A 22,283-nucleotide genomic window follows, 5' to 3' on the forward strand; every position below is an offset into this window, starting at 1 on the left:
CAGGACTACTATTATTGTTTCTCATGATAAAATTTTTGAAAATATTAAAACAAAGGTGGAAATTATAAAATGAGATATTTATTGATATTTATTTTTCCTATATTTCTATTAGGATGTGCATCTAATGAAGAGAATGGAGTTTATAATTTAGACTCTGACCTTTCTAATATAGTTGATACTATAGAAGATTATGAGGTAATCGTGCTCGCAGAACCAACTCATGCATCTTCAGACATAGACGAGATATTTATAAAATTAATAACACAATTAACAAAAGACGGTGACTATAATGTTGTTGGTTTAGAAACGTCTAGTGCAGAATTGGAATATTATTTAAATTTCTATGATGAGAGTAATTTAGATATAGTCAGAAATGAAAGTGTTATGGAAAAATATACACAACCCAATTTTTCGAGTCTCTTTAAAAAACATTGGAATAATGAACTATCTGTAGAAGGTATAGATTGGGTACCTACTGTTTATAATCAAACAACAGATAATACACATTTGTTAGAAAATATTTACCAAGATATAAAAAAGAGTAATATAGAGAATGCAGAGGACTTTAAAAATAAAGAAATTAAACTTAGAGAATTCACTAGTAGAATGATTTTTAATGATGAAGAATATATTGATTACGACGAAGTTGATAGTTATCTTAATTTTTATAAAAACCTTAAAAATAGTAGCAGTTATGAAGATTTGGACCCTCATTCAAAAAAATTTATAAATCACAGAATTGATGTGCTACAGAACCCTTTATCTAAAGAATATTTAACAGGTTTAAAGATTACTAATCCTAATCAAGATTATTTTTCACGCAGAGGAATAGGCATGTATGAAAAAATAAATAACTTAGTTAAAGAAGGAAATAAGGTAATAGTATGGGTTCATAATTGGCATGCCTTAAAAAATCCTGGGAAAATAAATATTCCTAGCGAAGAAGGACAAATATCTAGACCTACTGATCATTATTCTTTAGGTTACTTATTAAATCAATCTAATTTAAAAACCTTTGTTATTGGGACGTATTTTAACAGTGCTGAAAACTTTTCTTCAATTTATTTAAACAATGAAGATTTAGAAAAAATAACTGATGAAAAATTTTTAGAAGCACAACTTTCTTATTATCAGGAAAGTCCATTATTTATAAATCTAGAACAACATAAGCTATTAAATAATAGATACAATGCTTACGACGAAGGTTTTATAGAATATGAATTGAACCCTAGAGAACAATTCGATGGTCTTATCTATATTGAAGAAATCACTAATTAAGTATATTTTATGATTATATAAACAGTTAATTCACATTAGTGTTACAAATTAATTTTCATAGTGACGGTTTGTCGATGTTCAAATATTTTTATGCAAAGTTAATCTAGGTGGAAAAGTGGCAAACTTGTTTGCTTACAAGTCCAGTACACAAATTGCATAGCAATTTGTATTCATATGAAATTTAAAAGCACTTCTCGAGGAATCGAGGAGTGCTTGTTTTTATTTAACGTTCTGGTATTATTTCGTCTAGAAACTCGCCATATTTCCCTTCATTATTTTTGGTTAATAAATGACCGTAGTTATCCAATATAATAATATGTGTTTCCCAACCGTTTTCTCTATAAAATTCTTCTCCTTCCTTACTTGCAGTTAAAGCGTCAAAAGGATGTTCTTTGCTGTCGCCAGTATCATGTTCTCCGACAATCCAATAAATAGGGAAGTCGCCCGGTATAATTTCATCTTTTGGAATACGCTCACTTATATTTTCAACTTTTGGAGAACCGCCGCCTCCAAAAAGAACTGCGCCTCCTTCTTTAATATCTACCTTTTGAAGCTTTTCGATTAGCCAGTAAGATGCGATTTCGGCACCACCTGAAAATCCACCTATCCAAAGATTATTATGGTGCGGAAGAGACTGAATTAATTCAATAAGATAATCTGAATTAAGATCTCCTTCTTCCCACCACGTATCATATTTTGTTGAAGGTGTTTTAGGAACGACTAGAGTTAAATTTTTATCTTTTGCCACATGTTTAATCCCTTTTGAACCTTCTAAATACTCTTTTGACTTTGGATTCTGATATTCAAAAGCACCGTCACCATGTAACCATAATAGTATGCCTTTAGAATTACTCACCGGGTAAATCATGTATTCACCTTCACGTCCATTGGATGAAGTGAATGTTTTAGTAGAAGGACTGTTTACTTTATAAATAAATAATGTGAGTAATAAAATTGCTATAATTATAAGCAATACCCACTTTAATTTAATGTCCAATTTTAGTTCTCCTTAATGAATTAGCTATTTAAATTTACATCATTGTGACTTTTTATCATAGTATATATAATTAAATTTAATTACAATGAATATTATTTTATGAGAAGAGTGGTCTATCATGAATAAAGTAAGTGAAGAATATTGGAATGATTATTGGAAAAATCAAGAAAAGCCTAAATCAGTGAGTGCATTGCAATTTGGGGATGATCCTGACACTCTTGCACAGTTAGTGGTAGATGGTATTAAAACCGCAACTTGTTCAGGACGTGTATTTTATGAAATCGAAAACGAACCTCTGCCTACAACAGAGGATTACAGCATTATTTTGAACAGTGAAAATGAGCCCGTAGCAATTATCAAAACAGTTGAAGTGACTATAACTCCAATGAATGAGGTCAGTGAAGAATTTGCGATTGCGGAAGGTGAAGGAGATAGAACTTACCAATATTGGTGGGATGAGCATGAGAAATTCTTTAAAAAAGAACTCGGTGCTATCGGCCATGAGTTTTCAGAAGGCATGCTCCTTGTTTGTGAACGATTCGAATTGATTGATGTAAGAAAATAAATATAATTCTTTTGATTAGTACTCTGATTTATAAAATTAAATATACAAGGATATACATTTATAATGATTAATCAAGCACTTTCTATTTTAGGAGAGTGCTTTTTTATTTCCAAAATTTTATTTTTCATTTCATATACGTTTTATAAATGGGTTGTATTATAAACTTGTAAAAGTTTGAAGGAGGTTTGTGATGTTAAGGAATGCATGGGTGTATGTTACGAGAAAGATGAGACGGACGGTGATTTTGCTTTTAATTTTAGCAGTCGTTCTATCTTGTTTATATTCTTGTTTGAACTTTTTATATACGACAAATCAATTGAAGTCGTCTCTTGAGAAGTCATCTCGCTCTTCTCTAGTGGTGATGAAAAAAGACGGCGGTGATTTTTTAAGATCAGAGTTTGATTCTGTAGAAGGTGATAAAGAGATTGTTTCTAAATATAAAGGGCTCGCGAAACCTAAAGGATTAAAGGTGATTGAAGCTGCTCAGACGGTGATGCGAGAGGATTTACCGAGTGAGTTTAGAAAAGTGCTCGCGTTTGAAGCGGTTCAGGATGTGAAACGTCATGAGTTATTTCAAAGTGGCGCGTTCACTATTGAAGCGGGTGAAAACTTAAGTGAGAACGATGAGAATGGTATTTTAATCCACGAAGCACTTGCGAAAGAAAACAACTTAAAAGTGAATGATGAGATTCAGTTAGAAATGTTTGAAACGAACAGTGAGAAAGCACATGAACCATACACGTTCAAAATTAAAGGGATTTTCTCTGGTAAAAAACAAGAACAATATACAGGTTTAACATCTGATTTTAGTGAAAACACAGTGTTTATGAATTACAAAACAAGTCAGCGTGCGCTTGGATTAGATGATAGTGAAGTTGTGAATGAATTAGAGATGTTCACAAAAGAACCAGCAAAGTTAAAAGAAACGTTAGAAAAGTCGAGTGTGCTTAGTGCGGAGTTTTACTTTGAAGAAAAAAACGATCCATTTAAAGATGTGATTGAATCTTACGGAAGTATAAATGACATGATTAAGCTTATGGCGTATTCGATATTAGTCGGTGGAGTTTTAGTGTTATCACTCGTACTCACATTCTTTATCAGAGAACGCATTTACGAAATTGCGATTTTACTTTCGATTGGTGTTAGTAAGTTTAAAATTATTACGCAGTTTTTAGCAGAACTTTTTATTATATCTATACCGGCACTCGTGTTGTCGTTTATCTTTAGCTATTTTGTTGTAGGGAAAATTATTGAGAATCAGTTAGTACAGAGTGAACTACAAATAGAAATGACGTATCAGTTATCTACATTTGTAATGAGTTATGGACTGTTGATTGTAATTATAGCGATATCTGTAGTTATCGCATCGTTAATGATTCTCGTTAAAACGCCAAAAGAGCTATTATCAAAAATTAGTTAGGAGATTATTATGAGCATATTAGAGATAAAAAACGTATCGTATCAATATAAAAGCGGTAAAGGAAAAGTATTATCGAATGTAACTGAAACATTTGAGAAAGGAAAATTTTACGCAATTGTCGGTAAATCTGGATCAGGTAAGTCGACGTTACTGTCGTTACTTGCTGGGCTCGATGAACCGACGAGTGGACAAATATTATTTGACGGTGAAGATATTAAAAATGCCGGGTACACAAAGCATAGAAAAGACCATATATCGTTAGTGTTTCAAAATTATAATTTAATCGATTATTTATCCCCACTTGAAAACATTCGTTTAGTGAACAAAGAAGCGTCATCAGACATATTATTAGAACTAGGACTTAGTCCAAATGAAGTAAAAAGAAACGTATTGAAACTTTCAGGTGGTCAGCAACAACGTGTAGCGATTGCACGTGCGCTAGTATCAAAAGCTCCGGTTATATTAGCAGATGAACCAACTGGGAACTTAGATGACAATACAGCGTTAGATATTATCGAAGTACTAAAAGAACTCGCAATCAAAAGAGATAAGTGTGTCATCGTTGTTACACATAGTAGAGAGGTCGCAAAAGCGGCAGACGTCGTATTAGAACTGAAACAAAAAACACTTCAACGTGTCGATAGGGAGGTAAGAAAATGATAAAAAACGCCTTTCACTATGTGACGAGAAAGAAATTAAAAAGTTTAATTATAATGAGTGTCATTTTAATAATGACGACACTATCTTTAATTGGTTTATCTATTAAAGATTCTACTGAAAAAGCATCTGAAGAGACGTTTGGAAACGTCATGAATAGTTTTATTATGGAAATTAACCGACAAGTGAACCCAGGTACACCTAGAGGTGGGGGTAATATTAAAGGCGAAGATATTAAGAAGATATCAGAAGTAAAAAGTATCGATCACTACGTTAAAAGAATTAACAGTGTCGCAGACTTAGCAGACCATGATATTATCGAAACGCCTGAAACAAAAGTCGATCCGTCGAGTGACCGTGCAAAATACTTTAAGCGTACAGTCATGTTAACAGGGGTAAATGATTCATCTAAAGAAACTAAATTTGTATCTGAAAGTTATAAACTTGTTGAAGGTGAGCATTTAAAAGATGGAGACGTGAGTAAAGTCATCCTTCATAAAGAACTCGCTGAAAAGAATAATCTAAAAGTCGGAGATACAATTAAAATTAAATCTAACGTGTATGATGCGGATAACGAAAAAGGCGCTGATGAAACTGTAGAAGCGGAAATCATCGGATTGTTTGATGGAGAGAACAATGGACCAGTAACAGCACCCCAAGAATTATATCAAAATACGATAATGACAGATTTAAATACAGCAGCTAAAGTGTATGGAAATACTGAAGACACTGCAGTATATCAAGATGCGACATTCTTCGTTAAAGGAGATACGAGTTTAGAAACGGTCGTTAAAGACCTTGAAAAACTCGACATCAACTGGAGTATGTATAGTTTAGTTAAGAGTACGTCAAACTTCCCAGCGTTAGAAGAGTCAATCTCAAATATTAGCAGCATTGCGAACACGTTGTTTATCGGTTCACTTATATTTGCTGGTGTCATCGTGTCATTACTATTATTCTTATGGATGAACGCCAGAAGAAAAGAAATTGCGATACTATTATCGTTAGGGATTTCTAAAGGTCAAATACTAATGCAACTTATTTTTGAAGTGATATTTATATCAATCCCTGCATTTATTGCCTCAACGATTATCGCAAAATACACAGCTCAGATATTCGGTGAAAAAATCTTAAGCAAAGTATCTGGCGATATCCAAAAACAAATCGAGTCACAATCATCATCTAGTCAGTTAGGTGGCGGTGCGGAAGTCGATGGATTTAATAGAACTTTAACGCATTTAGATGTTAATATATTAACTGAATCAATCGTTTACGTCGTAATCTTTATGTCTATCGTGTTACTCGTATCAGTCATCATTGCTTCTATAAATATTCTTAAAAAGAACCCGAAAGAGCTGCTTATAGATACGAAATAAGAGAATACAAGTATTGGGTAAGGAGATCATATGAAAGTACTCATTGTTGAAGATGACAAAATAATAAGAGAAGGCATCGCGGAGTATTTATCTGAATTTGGCTACACTGTGATAGAAGCTGAAGATGGTGGAGTAGCTCTACAATTATTTAACCGTGATATAAAGCTCGTTATACTAGACATCCAACTTCCAGTCATGAACGGCTTAGACGTGTTAAAAGAGATAAGAAAAATGAGCACGTTACCTGTCTTGATGTTAACAGCTTTTAACGATGAAGCGTATAAGATCGATGCGTTTACACATTTTGCAGATGGCTATATCGAAAAACCATTCTCCTTACCTGTATTAAAAGTAAGAGTCGATGCGCTCATTAAAAAACATTATAGTAACGTAGAAAGTTTTGAGTATCGTGATACAGAAGTGAACTTCACAAGTTACACAGCAACAGTAAACGGCGAGCCAGTTGACGTGAATCCGAAAGAATTAGAGATATTAAAGTGTTTACTCATCAATGAAGGTAATGCATTAACGCGGTCGCAAATATTAGATAACGTATGGAAAGATACCGACGACGCCCCCTATGACCGCGTGATTGATGTGTACATTAAAGAGTTGCGAAAGAAACTACAGCTCGACTGTATTAAAACGATACGTAATGTCGGCTATAGACTGGAGAGACAATAACTTTATGAAGATATTTCCTAAAATGTTTATACAAATCTTTTCAGTTCTATTAGTCGTTACGCTACTCATTCATCTATTTGTCTTTTTAATTTTCCCAAAACCATATTTAGAAAGTCGAAAAGATGAAATTTATAGTAAAGCAGACGAAATATCAGAGAATTTAAATGGCCAGTCACTCTACTATGTCCAAGAATCATTAAATTTCTATTCGGAGAATAGTGAAATTAAAGTCGCTTTAAAAGGTAATCACAATAACAATGCTGTAGAGATTAACAAAGACGTTGGCATCGATCCGACGAGTAGTAATAACTCACTTATCATCGAAGAGCGTACAATTACTTTAAATAGTGGTGAAAATCTAGACGTTCAGTTTATATCAACCGCAAATATGCAAAAGGATGCAAGAGATTTAAGCTTTAAGTTTCTGCCGTATTCACTACTGTTATCTTTAATCGTATCTGTAATTGTTGCACTCGTTTATGCAAAGTTTATTAAAAATAATATAGAAGAAATAAAATCTGTCACAGACGATATGATGTTGCTCGATAAAAGTGCATCGTTAGCAGTTACGTCAAACGATGAAATCGGAGATTTAAAAAGACAAATTAACGAATTGTATTTTACGCTACTACAGTCGATAGACGATTTAGAAGTTAAAAACAAAGAAATTTTAAAATTAGAAGCGTTAAAGTATGACTTTTATAGAGGCGCATCTCATGAGTTAAAAACACCACTCGCAAGTCTTAAAATTATACTCGAGAACATGCAGTATAACATCGGGAAATACAAAGATAGAGATAAATATATCGCGAATTGTATTGAAATTACAGATGAACTTTCACAAAACATCACGCAAATTTTATCGTTGTCATCTGTCGATCATTTAAAGGAAGATAAAGCGGAAATTTTAATTAACGACGTCTTACAAAACGTTTTAGATAAATATCGTGTGATTTCAAAACAAAAAAATATTACAATTAGTAATCGAGTAGAAGACGAGACGATATATATTAACCATCAGGCGTTAACAATGATTATGTCAAACTTAGTGAGTAACGCAGTCAAATATACCGACGATCACGGTGAGATTAATATCGGTGTCGGTAATGAATGGTTCTTTATCGAAAACACTTATAAAAATGTTAAAGCGCTAAATACTGACGGGATATTTGATGTGAAATTTGATATCAACAAGAAGACGAGTAATGGACTCGGCTTATATATCGTGAGTAGTTTATTAGATAATTACAATAAGCAATATAAAGTTGAAACGACAGACAAAGCATTTATTTTTAAAATCAAAATTAACGGATAATAATATGGAATCACCTCTATGAAAATAGAGGTGATTTTTAATATGAATCTATAAAAACGTTTTCTTGAAAACGCTATCTTTATTATTGTATATTCGATATACTAGATTTATAAAACTTCAGAAAGGGAGACAAAATATGATTACATTTTTAGTGAGTATAGTTTTATTAATTATCGGTTACTTTACTTATGGTAAATACGTTGAACGCGTGTTTATGCCTAAAGAACGTCCGACACCTGCGTATACGCATAGTGACGGTGTCGACTATGTGCCGATGAATACGAGAAAAAACTCTCTTATACAGTTATTAAATATCGCAGGAGTCGGTCCTATTTTTGGTCCGATTATGGGCGCGCTTTACGGGCCGGTTGCATTCCTTTGGATCGTCATCGGTGCTATCTTTGCTGGTGGTGTACACGACTACTTAACAGGGATGATCTCTATTCGTAACCGTGGTGCACATTTACCAGAGCTTGCAGGTAAATTTTTAGGAAAAGTGATGAAGCACGTCGTAAACGCGTTTTCGTTATTGCTATTAGTGCTCGTTGGAACAGTGTTTGTATCCGCACCTGCAGACTTACTATACAATTTAATGAATGGAAAGATTGCGTTAACAGTTATTTTAGTACTGATATTTGCGTACTATATTTTAGCAACACTGTTACCAATCGATAAAATCATCGGGCGATTCTACCCGATTTTCGGTCTATTACTTCTCATCAGTGCGATTGGTATTGGTGGCGGATTAATTATAAAAGGTGCCCCGATCCCAGAAATCACACTACAAAATTTACATCCGGGAAATCTTCCGATTTTCCCGTTATTATTCTTAACGATTTCATGTGGTGCGTTATCTGGATTCCACGCAACTCAGTCACCAATTATTTCGCGTACGACTGAAAAAGAAGGCCAAGGTCGTAAAATTTTCTATGGTATGATGATCGCAGAAGGAATTATCGCAATGATCTGGGCAGCAGCAGGTATGAGTTTATTCACAGGTGAAAATTTAAACGAATTACTCGCTTCAGGTGGACCGGCAGTTGTCGTAAGTGAAATCGCAACCACGATGTTAGGGGCAGTTGGTGGAACACTCGCAATTTTAGGGGTAATCATTTTACCAATCACGTCAGGAGACACTGCATTCCGTGGTGCACGTATGATCATTGCAGACTACTTTAACATTGGGCAATCTAAAATTAGTAAACGTCTAATGATCGCTTTACCGATGTTCGTCATTTCAATCGCTTTAACACAAATGGACTTTAATATATTATGGCGCTACTTCTCATGGGCGAACCAATCGACAGCAGTCATCGCACTATTTGTTGGAGCGATGTACTTATTTGTCAGTAAGAAAAACTACTGGATTGCACTCATTCCAGGTATATTTATGTTAATGGCGACGACGACTTATATTTTAAACGCCAAAATCGGATTTAACTTACCAATGAACGTGTCGTATATCGGTGCGACTGTTGTAACAGTTGTATTAACAGCAGCGTTCTTTATTGCAGCAAAACGCGCGCGTAGAGACGAGATACCGTTAGAAGAAGATATATCAAGTTATAAAAGAGCGTATCCAGTAACTGAATAATAAATTTTCAGATAATTTTAAAAATTGTATTGATTTTAATTTTTAATGTGTGATATAGTTATTCACAACAATAAATTAAAGCTGTTGATGAGGAAAGTAAAAGTAACGAAGACGTTACAGAGAGTCTTTGGTTGGTGAGAAAAGACGGTTGGAATTATTTTGAAAATGGCCTCTAAAGCATTGATTCGAACTTTAAAGTAAGAGTTAATCGGTTGCTTCCGTTACAAAGCCAGGGTATAAGCGTATATTTACGCCGTACCTGTGAGGTGTATTTCGCAAGAAATGCATAAAGTAAGGTGGTAACACGTATATAGCGTCCTTTGAATTGTATAATTCAAAGGACGTTTTTTTATTGGCAGCTATTTAAAATGGGGCGATTAAAATCGAAAGTGACATGATGAAAAACGAGTTGAAGAAAAATTAAATTAAAAATTAGGAGATGTTTAATATGACAAAAGGACCATTCAAAGCAGATCACGTAGGAAGTTTACTTAGACCAGAACGTATTCATAACGCACGAAAAGATTTTAAAGCAGGCAATATTTCTAAAGAAGAATTATTTAAAATAGAAACAGAAGAAATTGAAAAAGTTGTCGATAAACAAATCGAAGTAGGGTTAAAAGCAGTCACAGATGGAGAATTCAGAAGACGATTTTGGCACACAGACTTTTTAGAACAGTTAAACGGTGTCGAAGGGTACGAGCCAGAACAAGGATACACGTTCGTCGGTGAAGTTACAGAAGCGTGGAACATTCGAAATAACGGTAAAATTTCGTTTAACAAAAACCACCCTCACGTCGAAGAGTTTAAATTGTTTAAGAAAATAGTAAACGGACGTGCAGTAGCAAAACAAACGATCCCAAGCCCGAACCAACTATTTAACGAAGGTATTCGTGATAAGTCTATCTATCCAAATATTAAAGACTATGCAGACGATATTATAAAAACATATCAAGATGCAGTCGAGGCATTTTATGAAGCGGGTTGTCGTTACTTACAATTTGACGATGTGTACATCGCAGGACTTAATGCAGAAGATTACTTATGGGGAGATACTGAATTAAGTCGACAAGAAGCAATTGATCTAGCGCTATATGTCGTGAACTCTATTTTAGAAGTAAAACCAGATGATCTCGTCATCACAACGCATCTATGCCGTGGTAACTACCGTTCAAAATACGCATTCGAAGGCAGTTATGCAAAAATCGCACCGACATTATTTAAAAGAGAGAAAGTCGATGGATTCTTCTTAGAATATGATGATGACAGATCCGGAGACTTTAAACCACTAGATTATATTCCGAACGATGGTCCAAAAGTAGTGCTTGGATTATTTACCTCTAAACACGGTGAACTTGAAGACAAAGAAACAATAAAAGAAAGAATCGAAGAAGCGAGTCAATTTATACCGAAATCACAAATTTGCTTATCACCGCAATGCGGTTTCGCTTCAACGCACCATGGTAATTTACTCACTGAAGAAGAACAGTGGAACAAACTTCGTTACATTGTAGAGCTAGCAGAAGAACTACTTGTTGAGGGAGAATAATTAGAAAAATTAAAAAAAGATGTTTAAGAAAAATTTAAACGGGCATACTTTAATTAACAACATACGATAGGCATATAATCTTAACAATTAAAATAATGATTACCATCAAGGTAAACATAGGAGGAAGATTATAATGAGTTTTGTACAAGGAAGTTATAATTCATCAGAAGAAGCATTAGAAGCAGTTAAAGGGTTAAAAGCAGAAGGTTACAGAGAAGACCAAATTAGATTAGTAGCAAACGAATCAACACGTAATACATTTGTAAATAATTCAGGTGTAGACGTTACTTCAGCAGAAGGAGCAAATGGTGTAAACCATGAAGACGAGTCATTCTGGGACAAAATTGTAAATGCATTTACAGTTGAAGATGACTATGAACATCGTGTTGGACAAGACGGCGATGTGTTAGCAGATTACCGTTCAGATATTGATGCAGGTAAGGTGCTCGTTGTAGTAGACGGTGAACGTGGAAATGTTTCAGAAGCTAACGCAGTAGATGGCGCAGCACCAGTTGGTGGTGCTTATGAAGATAGAGACGTGAATGACCGTAGCCGCGTAGCAGACGCTGACACACAAAATGTTGAATTAAAAGAAGAGCAACTTGACGTTAATAAACGTGAAGTTGAAAGTGGTCAAGTAAACGTTTCTAAAAACGTAGTTGAAGACAGAGAGTCAATTGACGTTCCAGTTGAACATGACGAAGTTGTAATTGAGCGCCATAAAGTTGAAGACGGTAGAGAAGCTAAAGATGGAGACTTCCATGACGAAGATTACTCTATTCCATTAACAGAAGAACAAGTAGACGTTGATAAAAAATCAGTAGTCACTGAAGAAGTAGAAGTAGGTAAACGTCGTGTTACAGATACTGAACACTTTGAAGACAACGTTAGACGTGAAGAACTAGACGTTCAAACGGATGGTAATGTTAATGTAGAAAAAGACCAAGATAGATTTGATAGATAAATCAAATAAAAACTTTTAAATAGTAAGTTATTAGACTGTAGATTTAATCTACAGTCTTTTTTATTAATGTTATTTTTCAACACTCTTTGGGTAAATATTTTTTATCAGCTAAAAGGAGTGAATCTTATGGGAGAAATTGTCATTAAAAAGAGCAAAAAGAAAGTAACGATGCTAATCTTATTCTCGATTGCCTTTATCGGTCTAAGCGTATTTATACTGCTCTATGGTTTAAATAAAGAAAGCTTATTACTATCCATCATCGGTGGAGCAGGAATTGGTTTTTCTATCGCGGGTCTAATTGCTACGATTAAAATGTACCGTTCAGGAGATACGTTACTCGTTATTAACGACAAAGGATTTTACGATTATTCATCACTCATGGCGACAAATGATCAGTTAATTGAATGGAGTGAAGTCAGTCAAATTCAACATGCTGAAATGAGCGGACAGCAATTCGTGAATGTTCAATTAAAAAATCCAGATGAGACACTACGCAATCTGTCAGATTTTGCTAAAAAGATGGCAAAAGCAAACGAAAATATGGGCTTGCCAGGAATTAACGTAAACGCAAATATCGCAGTCGGGTACGATGCAACAGAATTAGTCGAACTCATGAATAGTTACTTAAAACAAGCGAATAATTAAAAGAGATAGGTCTTATACTACGAAGTAGTGTAAGGCTTTTTTAATGAGTGTCGAAACATTGACTTAAAATTTTCAAACATGTTATTATATAGAACGTAACAATTACGATTTAGGAGATTTATAAATGAAAAGAATACCAGTAACAATACTTAGTGGATACCTTGGTGCAGGTAAGACAACGTTAATGAACCACATTTTAAACAATACAGAAGGCTTAAAAGTAGCAGTACTCGTAAACGATATGAGTGAAATTAATATCGATGCAGACTTAATTGCGAATGGAAGTAGCTTAAGTCGTACAGATGAAAAGTTTGTAGAACTTTCTAACGGATGTATTTGTTGTACATTACGCGAGGACTTACTCGTAGAAATTGAGAAGTTATCTAAACAAGATATCGACTACATTTTAATCGAATCTACAGGAATCAGTGAGCCTGTCCCAGTTGCACAGACGTTTTCATATGTCGATGAAGCGCTCGGTATCGACTTAACAAAAACGACTTACATCGATACGATGGTCACAGTAGTAGACGCATATCGATTCTGGAATGACTATAATTCAGGAGAAACCCTACTTGATCGTCAAGAAGGAATGAGTGAAGTCGATGAACGTGAAGTGAGTGATTTACTCATTGACCAAATCGAGTTTTGTGACATTATTATTTTAAATAAAACAGATTTAGTATCTGAAGATGAGTTATCACAATTAAAACGAACAATTCGTACGTTACAGCCTGAAGCAGAAATTATCGAAACAGTGAATGCAGAAGTACCACTAGAAAAAGTATTAAATACCGGACGTTTTGACTATGAAAAAGCAGCATCATCCGCAGGATGGTTAAGAGAGCTTGAAATGGGACATGAAAACCATACACCAGAAACAGAAGAATACGGTATTTCAAGTTTCGTATATAAACGCACATTACCATTCAACGCAAAACGCTTTGACGACTTCTTACAAGAAATGCCAGAAAACATCGTACGTGCAAAAGGACTCGCATGGCTCGCGTCAAGAAATGACTTTGCAATCATGGTATCACAAGCAGGTAGAAGTGTTGGAATCGAACCAGTGAGCTACTGGGTAGCAGCGATGCCTACAGAAACACGTCGTCAAATATTAGCAGAAAATAGAGAAATGGCACAAACGTGGGACCCAGAATACGGAGACAGAAGAAACGAACTCGTATTCATTGGAATCGACTTAGACAAAGAAGCAATCACAAAACAATTAGATGAATGCCTAATCAATGCAGAAGAAATGGAACAAGACTGGAACGCATTAGAAGATCCGTATCCATGGCAGATTGCATAAAATTAAGCCCTACACCTATATTTTAGGTGTAGGGCTTGTTTTAATTCTTATTATGTGGGTCAGCTTCAGGATTGTTTTTGTAATACTCATCACGTTCATGATACTCTTCAAACATATTTGAAAGTTCTATGACGCGTTCATCGTCTTTATATTTTTCATATAAATCATCGATACGATATTCTGAAGCTAAAGCAGGAGCATGTTCACTAGGTTTCGTATATTTATATAATGGCGCTTCCTGAGTTGTTACTAAAACTACATATTCCTCACCAATGGAAAAGTAAGCATCACCATGCGAATTGGGCTTAGGAAGAACTAAATATATATCGACTTCATAAGGATAGGCCAAATCAAATGATCCACGATTAATATATGGAATGAGTCCAATCTTTTTAACCCCTGTTAATTCTTTATACTCAATACTTCTATCTGGCATATACAACTCATATGTATATTTGTTTTGAATGACATCATTTGCATCTGGCAATATATAATTGTCATCCTTAATAGGGATTTGGTCAAACCAAGTCATTGCGAGAATCTGGTTTCTAGTAAGTTCTTCTCTTTTAATTAACGGTTCGACTTTCTTTTCTTCTTGTTTTGAATCCTCTACAGAATCATCTTTGTTTGAGTCATCTTTAGATGATTCATCGAATTCTTCAACATTCGAATTATCCTTTCGTTCGACCATATTGTCTTGAATGGGAACAGGAGTTTTGCTACATGCGACTAAAACAAGTGTAAATAACATCATTACATAAATTATTTTCTTCATAATCCACCTCTAAAAACTTTTAATTATATTATATCAGAGTGAATAAACTATACATTTAAAAATATAATCAATATGTAAAATTTGGTATAATAATAAGAGAGGGGAATATAAAAAGGAGGCATCATTATGAGTGAACAATTAACGAATAGACGAAAAGTCAGAGGGCTACTCCGAGAGTTAGAAGACATTCTTTTTGATATTTCTGTAAAGGAAGCGGACAATAACAACTTTCTAATCATAGAAAGCGAGTTAGAGTCTAAACTTTTTAACGAAGGAGTTTCAGGCGGAGAAGACGAGTTAGAAATCGTCATTTCACTAACGGATGAAAATGTGCACTACAAGCTAGAAGTAGAGGCGGAATATCCGTCAAGTAAACTAGAAGTTGAAGTGTATAAAAAAGCTGCGGACGAGCTAAAATTTGTACGTGTAAACGAACTGCCTGAACAGCTGAAATCATCAGAAGCATTCAGAGAGAAGTTAAACGAACTATCTAAAGTAGTAGAAAGCCTCGGTGGCGAAAACTTTGGAGATTTGTTTGGGGAATAGGGGAACAAAGGAACCAGTATTCTATTATGAATACTGGTTTCTTTGTCGTTAATTGGTATAATTATTAGTAATATGAAAAATTACGAGGTGAAATTATGTATAGTATAGGTTTAGACATCGGTATTGCAAGTGTTGGATATTCTATAATCGAAACGAATAGCGGTAGGATTATCGAACTCGGTGCTAGAATATTCGATGCGAGAAACAGTGACAACAACAAAGAACGTAGAGATTCTCGTGGTGGACGTCGCTTAATTCGTAGAAGAAAGACGCGTTTAGATGATGCAAAAAGATACTTAGATGATAAAGGATTTGAAAATGACAAAGCGCTTATTAATGTATGCCCTTACTCGTTACGTGTGAAAGGTTTAACTGAAGAGTTGAGTAAACCAGAAATTCGTAAAGTGATCTTACATATCATAAAAAAACGTGGAGTATCGTATCTATCATCAGAAGATTTAGATACATCATCAGTAGATAATAAAGACTCTTTTAAACAAGCAGTTACTAAAAACTTAAGACAATTAGATGATAAGACACCAGGTCAAATTCAATATGAACGTCTTAAAGAAAATGGACGTGTAAGAACAGGAATTAACCAAAAAGGTAAGTATCAGTTAAACGTATTTGATGTTGCAAGTTATGCAAACGAGTTAGAGCGTATTTTAGAAACACAACAAAAGTATCATAATGAAATCGATGATAAATTTCTAGATTTCTTTACAAAAGATGGCTACCGTGAAGATGCGGGACTTATATATAGAAAACGTCCATATTATGATGGGCAGGGAATGCTGCACAAAACAGTACATACGGACGTTGGGCAAATTATAAAGAAAACGGAAAACCTGCAGAAAATATATTTGACCAACTTATTGGTAAAGATTTTACAGGAAAAATACGTGCGAGTAACTTAGGACCAAGTGCTCAAAAATTCAACTTGCTGAACGATTTAAACAACCTAAGAATCACAACACGTGAAGAAGAAAAGTTAACATTCGAAGAGAAACAAGAAATTATAGAATTACTTGAGAATGATAGACCAAAAACATTCGGACCAAGAAACATCGCAAAAATGTTAAAAGTAGAAGTGGATGATATAAAAGGTTGGCGATTAAATAGTAACGACAAACCTGAAATTCACACGATGAAAGAATATAACGATATGAGGTTAATACTTGAAGCGGGTGGTTTCGATATTAAAGAAATTGACTTAGATCATATTGAAGAGATCGCATCTCTCATTACATTAAATACTGAAAGAGAAGCATTTGAGCTTTCGTTAAGTAATGAAATAGACGATCATCTAAAAGAATTTTTAGCTGAAAACTTTAATGACCTTAGAAAATGTAAACCTAATAATTCTTGGCATAGTTTCTCTAAAGAAAATTTACAAAGATTAATTACAGAGTTAGAGCACACATCAGATGAGCAAAACACGATATTAGAACGATTAGGCTTGAAATTCGACTTAAGGTCTAAATACTCTGATAGAGATACGTTACCAATTCACGAAGTGCTTGAAGAGATTTACAACCCTACAGTTAGTAAATCAGTAAGACAAACATTCCGTGTCCTCAACGCACTTGTTAAAAAGTATGGAAAAGAAAACATTGATTACGTAACTATTGAAATGCCTCGAGATAAAAACGAAGATGATCAAAAGAAAACAATCAGAGAAATCCAAAAAGTGAATAAAAATCGTAAAGATAAAAGTAAAGAATATTTCCTGAAGAAATCAGGGTGGTCTGAAGAGAAGTTCGAAGAAAAATTAAGAACCTCTAGACGTTTTGCGAGTAAACTATACTACTTCTATGAGCAAGATGGTTTATGCGCATATACAGGTCAGCAAATTCAGCCAGAAGATTTATTAACTGAACGTGTAGAAGTAGATCATATTATCCCGTTATCTGTGAGTTTAGATGACTCTATTAACAACAAAGTTTTAGTAACAAGTGAAGCAAACCAAAAGAAAGGCCAGCGTTCACCGTATGATGCGTTTATGTCTGGTGACTTCAGTAACTATCGTACATATGATGAATATAAAGCATGGGTACTTTCTAATAAATATAAAAAATATAAACAATCATTGCTGCTAGAAGAACGTAATATCTTCGATCCAGAAATTGCCAAAAAATTTAGAGCAAGAAACTTAAATGACACGAGATACGCAAGTAGAATTGTATTAAACGCAGTGCAGAGTTTCTTCTATAAAACAGAAACGAAAACAAGAGTGGTAAATGGTGCATTTACCCATACGTTAAGAAAAAAATGGAACTTAGCTGACAAAGATCGTGAAACACATCATCACCATGCAATCGATGCAACTCTTATTGCAGTTACTCCTTTTGTCAAAACTGAGAGATACGAATACTACGTTGATAATGAAGGTAAGGCATCAATGGTCGATACTGTGACAGGTACAATTATCCCATATAGTGAGTATAAGAAAAAGAATCTATATGACAGAAGTAACTATCTTCTCATGTTTGGTAATGAATCAACAATTAACCAAGAAAAAGAAGATAAGAGTGCAGAATTTATTAGAAGTTTAATACCAGCAAAAATATACCCAGAAATAAAGTTCTCGCATCAAGTAGACCGTAAATCGAATCGAAAGCTAAGTGACGCGACAATATACTCAACTAGAAGTTATACAGTAGAAAAAGGACGAGGTAAAAATAAAAGAGAAGTTATAGAAAGAGATATAATAGGAAAAATCAAAGATATTTACACAGCAGATGGGTACTCTGAGTATGTAAAATATAAAGACTCGCTGCTGGTAAAGGAAATTGACGAGAAGACTTTTGAAAAGCTAGAAGCAATCACGGAAGAATTCTCAGATACTATAGAAGTTACTGATCAACAAGGAAAAGTAAAGAAAGTACCAAAGTCACCATTCTTACAATACTGTGAAAAGTATAATGTGCCTGGTGTGACGAAATATTCTAAAAAGAATAACGGGCCAGTCATTCGTTCTTTAAAATATAAATACAAGAAATTAGGGAATCACATCGACATCTCACCTAAAGATAGTAAGAATACAGTCGCATTACTCACACTATCACCGTGGAGAACTGATGTATATTATTCACAAGACACAGATTCATATCATTTAATGGGCATAAAATATAACGACCTAAAGTTCAAAGAGGATGAATATGGTGTGCCTAGAGAAAGATATGAAGAGATCAAAAAGAATGAAAGAGTCCCTGAAGACGCGGAATTTAAGTTTAGTCTGTATAGAAAAGATTATGTAGAGATAGAGAATGAGACGGAGAAAATATCAGGGTTGTATCATTCTAGAAACGAAACTAATATTAATTATTTCGAAATAAAACCCATCATAAAAACAAAGTGGGATAAAAAAGAAGAGTTACCTATTTTCGGAAACGTTTCGTCAGGAGGACAATTTATTAAAGGAGTAAAAAAGGGAATCGTTCTAAAAAAATACCATGTAGATGTCCTTGGTAATAAGTTTGAAGTAAAAGATGAAATTTTAAAAGATATTTTAGAATAATTGTTTACAAAATGTTATAAGTATGTAATAATATAGTTGTAATAATTATTACCTTGCTGACGAGCAAGCGAATGATTTATTGATAAGCAATTATTCGAGAATCTGCAGAAATAAGGGTTTATCCCGAATTCACCACCCGTAAGGGTGGTTTTTTTGTATATATATTTAAGGAGGTATTAAATGTGGGATTTAGAACAGTTTTTATCAAGGATGGAGAAAAATTGAGTTTGAGATTAGATAATCTTTCTGTTAGAAAGAATAATGAAGATTATTTAATTCCATTAGTTGATATCGAAACAGTGATCTTAGAGGGGAATCAGACAGTTATCACTTCTAAAATTTTGTCAGCGTTTTCAAAATATCATATTGCGCTTGTCATTTGCGACGATAAATACTTACCAACAGGGATGTACCTAGGTAAAGGTCAATATTATAGATCTGCTAAAAGAGCGATGTGGCAAGCAAAATGGAAAGAAATCGATAAGCAACTGGTGTGGAAAGAAATTGTTTATCAAAAAATATTGAATCAAATTCAAGTGCTTCAAAACGTCGATATCGAATTGAATAGTGAACGAAGTCAAATATTAATTGATTATCTAGAAAATATAATGATTGGTGATTCGACTAACCGTGAGGGTCATGCTGCTAAAGTCTATTTCAATTCCCTATTTGGTAATGGCTTCTCAAGAAGAGATACGAGTTTTGTAAATTTCTGTTTAGACTACGGTTATGCCATCATACGTGCTCAAATGGCACGTTCGGTATCGGCACTCGGGTTAATACCTGAACTTGGTGTGTTCCATAAAAATGAATACAACGCATATAATCTCGCAGATGATCTAATGGAACCATTTAGACCAATCGTCGACTATTTAATTATTACAAATATACTTAAAAAACCTGAGGAACATCTTACATATGACATTCGATTAGAAATTATCGATTTTTTAAATCATGAAATAAAGATTAATAATAAAAAATTCTTTATTATGCAAGCTATTCATGATTACGTACAGAGCTTTATAAAAGCGATGGAAAATGAAGATTATTCATTATTACTTGATATACAAGTAAATAATATACAGAGCAGGTGAGAGAGTGAGGTACGAACAAGTGAGATTATTATGTATGTTTGATTTGCCAGTTCAAACTCCTGAAGAGAAAAGGCATTATCGTGTATTTAGAAAGCATCTAATCGAAAATGGATTTGTAATGTTACAGTATTCAATATATTATTGTTCATTACCGAATAGAAGCTCTTTAAAGAAGTACGAGAGAATACTTAAATCAAAGCTACCAAAAAAAGGTCAAGTCAGATTAATGTATGTCACTGAAAATCAATTTAAAGATATGCAGATTTTAGTCGGAACTAAAGCGCATCAAGAAGTTGTGGTTGGGACGAACAGGCTGGTGATTATATGACGAGATCTTTAATTTTTAGCTATTCAGGGCAGACATACGAACTCGACATTGATAACGCTTTAATATTCGTTGGGGGAGACCATGTAGCGAAACGAGAGTTCCATAAAATATTAAAAAGGTTTGCAGCATATGGTACCTACTCTCCATCAGAGGTGAGCTTATTTGGCGAAGTGGGCATCGAAATTGAATACGATAATAAGAAATTAACGAAAAATGAAAATGATTTTATTTTTATTGATAACTTGCATGATATACTCCACCAATTTGAATATAAGCGGGACAGCTTACTATTTAACGCAATAAGTGATTATAAAGATGATTATGAGATTAATAATATAATCTATAAAGTAAACGACCTATTAATTCATGTAGAAAATAAATTAAATCAAAATATGGGATTAGATAATAATCGAATATCACTAACGCTTAAAGATTTAACTTTTGATGACATTGTAAAAAATCTTATAGACGTAAATCACATATATAACGAGATAGAAGTACCTTCTTATTTTGTAAAACTAGAAGATACAATAGATAGTTTTCTAGCGTTACTAAAACAAAGAGTAGAAAACAGCAGTAAGATGCACTGGATCGTATTAAATAGTCCAGAATCAATCTTTAGAAGCGAAGCATTTTATTATTTCTACAAGAAACTAGAAAATGTAGCGCAAGAGACAGGACGACTTAAAATAATTGTATTACACTATCGTGCTGTACCTTATTACGATCTTACAGATATAGAGTCTATAGTACTCGCATTTAACGGGTTCCAACAATTGCCAGATATCGATTCATTTTATCAGTCCATCGAGAGAAACTATCCATGTAAATTAGTGGAAAGTAAAGTCGACGTTTTAAATTCGTTCTTTAGAGTATGTAACTTTATAGGAGATTATAATCGTACATATTATTATCTAATGCATAAAGATATGGTATTATTGTATGTATTGAGAGATATACTGAATGACGATTCAGATTTTGAAGTTGAAAATAGAAATATTACAACTTTAGAAGAAAAATATCTCAAAAGCAAAGGATTTCGGATGTAAAAACCTCTATTTGAGGTTTTTGCACTCTCGATAATTGCTTATCAATAAAACAGAAGCGTTCGGAGCGTTCTTTGTGCATAAGTTTTTGCACTCTCGATAATTGCTTATCAATAAAACTTGAACATGAAACATTAAATGCTACATTAAGTTTTTGCACTCTCGATAATTGCTTATCAATAAAACTTACTCACGATGATATTCACTCGATGCTTAGTTTTTGCACTCTCGATAATTGCTTATCAATAAAACAATATTGAGTTAACGAATTAAGAAAGGATGGTTTTTGCACTCTCGATAATTGCTTATCAATAAAACTTCTTCGTGGAAGATATGGACACGAAACCAGTTTTTGCACTCTCGATAATTGCTTATCAATAAAACCACTAAAGACCTATCGGGCAACTTGAAGAAGTTTTTGCACTCTCGATAATTGCTTATCAATAAAACAATAAAAAAGTTCGTCCCAACATTTCCCAAGTTTTTGCACTCTCGATAATTGCTTATCAATAAAACATTATTTTAAGAAATTTGAAGAATAGTGTAGTTTTTGCACTCTCGATAATTGCTTATCAATAAAACTTCCATTTTCTCTTTGTTCTTCTCGCCACAGTTTTT

At 33.8% G+C, this 22,283-nt stretch carries 20 protein-coding genes, 1 CRISPR repeat array and 1 other annotated feature (1 of these 22 running past the window's edge); of the genes, 18 read left to right on the top strand and 2 right to left on the bottom strand.

The genetic code is table 11. The annotated features are described in order from the left end of the window. Positions 1-69: 69 nt before the first annotated feature. Positions 70-1,278 (top strand): erythromycin esterase family protein, encoded by a 1,209-nt coding sequence (locus BBS29_RS06195; protein WP_068130237.1) that lies wholly within the window; start codon positions 70-72, stop codon positions 1,276-1,278. Between the two features lie 223 nt (positions 1,279-1,501). Here the strand turns inward: BBS29_RS06195 and BBS29_RS06200 are convergent, their stop codons facing one another. Continuing rightward, entirely contained in the window at positions 1,502-2,275 is a 774-nt protein-coding gene (locus BBS29_RS06200) for a hypothetical protein (RefSeq protein ID WP_068130239.1), read from the bottom strand. A 118-nt stretch (positions 2,276-2,393) separates the two neighbouring features. On the opposite strand from BBS29_RS06200, the gene BBS29_RS06205 reads away from it, so the two are divergent. From BBS29_RS06205 to BBS29_RS06255, 11 genes are all read left to right on the top strand, one after another. Beyond that, positions 2,394-2,840: an ASCH domain-containing protein gene (locus BBS29_RS06205; RefSeq protein ID WP_068130242.1), complete on the top strand. Its 447-nt coding sequence runs from the start codon at positions 2,394-2,396 to the stop codon at positions 2,838-2,840. Positions 2,841-3,030: 190 nt separating this feature from the next. Beyond that, on the top strand, positions 3,031-4,260 hold the full coding sequence (locus tag BBS29_RS06210) for an ABC transporter permease (protein WP_068130247.1): 1,230 nt from the start codon (positions 3,031-3,033) through the stop codon (positions 4,258-4,260). Between the two features lie 6 nt (positions 4,261-4,266). Then, a complete protein-coding gene (locus tag BBS29_RS06215; protein ID WP_441295487.1) occupies positions 4,267-4,920 on the top strand; it encodes an ABC transporter ATP-binding protein in 654 nt (217 codons plus the stop codon). Beyond that, the gene (locus BBS29_RS06220) at positions 4,917-6,293 is read left to right on the top strand and encodes an ABC transporter permease (protein ID WP_068130254.1); all 1,377 of its coding nucleotides are present in this window, start codon (positions 4,917-4,919) and stop codon (positions 6,291-6,293) included. The genes BBS29_RS06215 and BBS29_RS06220 overlap by 4 nt, the downstream gene beginning before the upstream one ends. A gap of 30 nt (positions 6,294-6,323) precedes the next feature. Further along, positions 6,324-6,977 carry a response regulator transcription factor gene (locus BBS29_RS06225; RefSeq protein ID WP_068130257.1) on the top strand — a complete coding sequence of 218 codons (654 nt, stop codon included), beginning with the start codon at positions 6,324-6,326 and terminating at the stop codon, positions 6,975-6,977. Positions 6,978-6,999: 22 nt separating this feature from the next. Next, positions 7,000-8,292: an ATP-binding protein gene (locus tag BBS29_RS06230; RefSeq protein WP_441295486.1), complete on the top strand. Its 1,293-nt coding sequence runs from the start codon at positions 7,000-7,002 to the stop codon at positions 8,290-8,292. A 136-nt stretch (positions 8,293-8,428) separates the two neighbouring features. After that, entirely contained in the window at positions 8,429-9,886 is a 1,458-nt protein-coding gene (locus BBS29_RS06235) for a carbon starvation CstA family protein (RefSeq protein ID WP_068130262.1), read from the top strand. 75 nt (positions 9,887-9,961) lie between these two features. Next, positions 9,962-10,210, top strand: a binding site (T-box leader). A gap of 115 nt (positions 10,211-10,325) precedes the next feature. Next, the gene (locus tag BBS29_RS06240) at positions 10,326-11,435 is read left to right on the top strand and encodes a 5-methyltetrahydropteroyltriglutamate--homocysteine S-methyltransferase (protein WP_373554038.1); all 1,110 of its coding nucleotides are present in this window, start codon (positions 10,326-10,328) and stop codon (positions 11,433-11,435) included. A gap of 133 nt (positions 11,436-11,568) precedes the next feature. After that, on the top strand, positions 11,569-12,399 hold the full coding sequence (locus BBS29_RS06245; protein ID WP_068130268.1) for a DUF2382 domain-containing protein: 831 nt from the start codon (positions 11,569-11,571) through the stop codon (positions 12,397-12,399). 126 nt (positions 12,400-12,525) lie between these two features. Further along, positions 12,526-13,044 carry an STM3941 family protein gene (locus BBS29_RS06250; protein WP_068130272.1) on the top strand — a complete coding sequence of 173 codons (519 nt, stop codon included), beginning with the start codon at positions 12,526-12,528 and terminating at the stop codon, positions 13,042-13,044. 124 nt (positions 13,045-13,168) lie between these two features. Continuing rightward, the gene (locus tag BBS29_RS06255; protein ID WP_068130275.1) at positions 13,169-14,356 is read left to right on the top strand and encodes a GTP-binding protein; all 1,188 of its coding nucleotides are present in this window, start codon (positions 13,169-13,171) and stop codon (positions 14,354-14,356) included. 40 nt (positions 14,357-14,396) lie between these two features. Here the strand turns inward: BBS29_RS06255 and BBS29_RS06260 are convergent, their stop codons facing one another. Then, positions 14,397-15,131 carry a hypothetical protein gene (locus BBS29_RS06260; protein ID WP_068130278.1) on the bottom strand — a complete coding sequence of 245 codons (735 nt, stop codon included), beginning with the start codon at positions 15,129-15,131 and terminating at the stop codon, positions 14,397-14,399. A 126-nt stretch (positions 15,132-15,257) separates the two neighbouring features. Between BBS29_RS06260 and BBS29_RS06265 the strand changes: the two genes are divergently transcribed. From BBS29_RS06265 to csn2-St, 6 genes are all read left to right on the top strand, one after another. After that, a complete protein-coding gene (locus tag BBS29_RS06265) occupies positions 15,258-15,677 on the top strand; it encodes a hypothetical protein (protein ID WP_068130281.1) in 420 nt (139 codons plus the stop codon). 95 nt (positions 15,678-15,772) lie between these two features. Then, on the top strand, positions 15,773-16,594 hold the full coding sequence (cas9, locus tag BBS29_RS08440) for a type II CRISPR RNA-guided endonuclease Cas9 (protein ID WP_218836843.1): 822 nt from the start codon (positions 15,773-15,775) through the stop codon (positions 16,592-16,594). Then, a complete protein-coding gene (gene cas9, locus BBS29_RS06270) occupies positions 16,552-19,197 on the top strand; it encodes a type II CRISPR RNA-guided endonuclease Cas9 (RefSeq protein WP_257009093.1) in 2,646 nt (881 codons plus the stop codon). Before cas9 (BBS29_RS08440) ends, cas9 (BBS29_RS06270) begins: the two co-directional genes overlap by 43 nt. Before the next feature lie 182 nt (positions 19,198-19,379). Then, positions 19,380-20,291, top strand: a complete 912-nt coding sequence (gene cas1, locus BBS29_RS06275; protein ID WP_068130284.1) for a type II CRISPR-associated endonuclease Cas1 — start codon at positions 19,380-19,382, stop codon at positions 20,289-20,291. A gap of 19 nt (positions 20,292-20,310) precedes the next feature. Continuing rightward, entirely contained in the window at positions 20,311-20,619 is a 309-nt protein-coding gene (gene cas2, locus BBS29_RS06280; RefSeq protein ID WP_068130309.1) for a CRISPR-associated endonuclease Cas2, read from the top strand. Beyond that, the gene (gene csn2-St / locus BBS29_RS06285; RefSeq protein ID WP_068130287.1) at positions 20,616-21,668 is read left to right on the top strand and encodes a CRISPR-associated protein Csn2-St; all 1,053 of its coding nucleotides are present in this window, start codon (positions 20,616-20,618) and stop codon (positions 21,666-21,668) included. Before cas2 ends, csn2-St begins: the two co-directional genes overlap by 4 nt. 15 nt (positions 21,669-21,683) lie before the next feature. After that, positions 21,684-22,283: a CRISPR direct-repeat array (repeat unit 36 nt; unit sequence GTTTTTGCACTCTCGATAATTGCTTATCAATAAAAC); it runs 756 nt beyond the window's last position.

It is taken from the genome of Nosocomiicoccus ampullae, from assembly GCF_001696685.1.
Classification (GTDB): domain Bacteria; phylum Bacillota; class Bacilli; order Staphylococcales; family Salinicoccaceae; genus Nosocomiicoccus; species Nosocomiicoccus ampullae_A.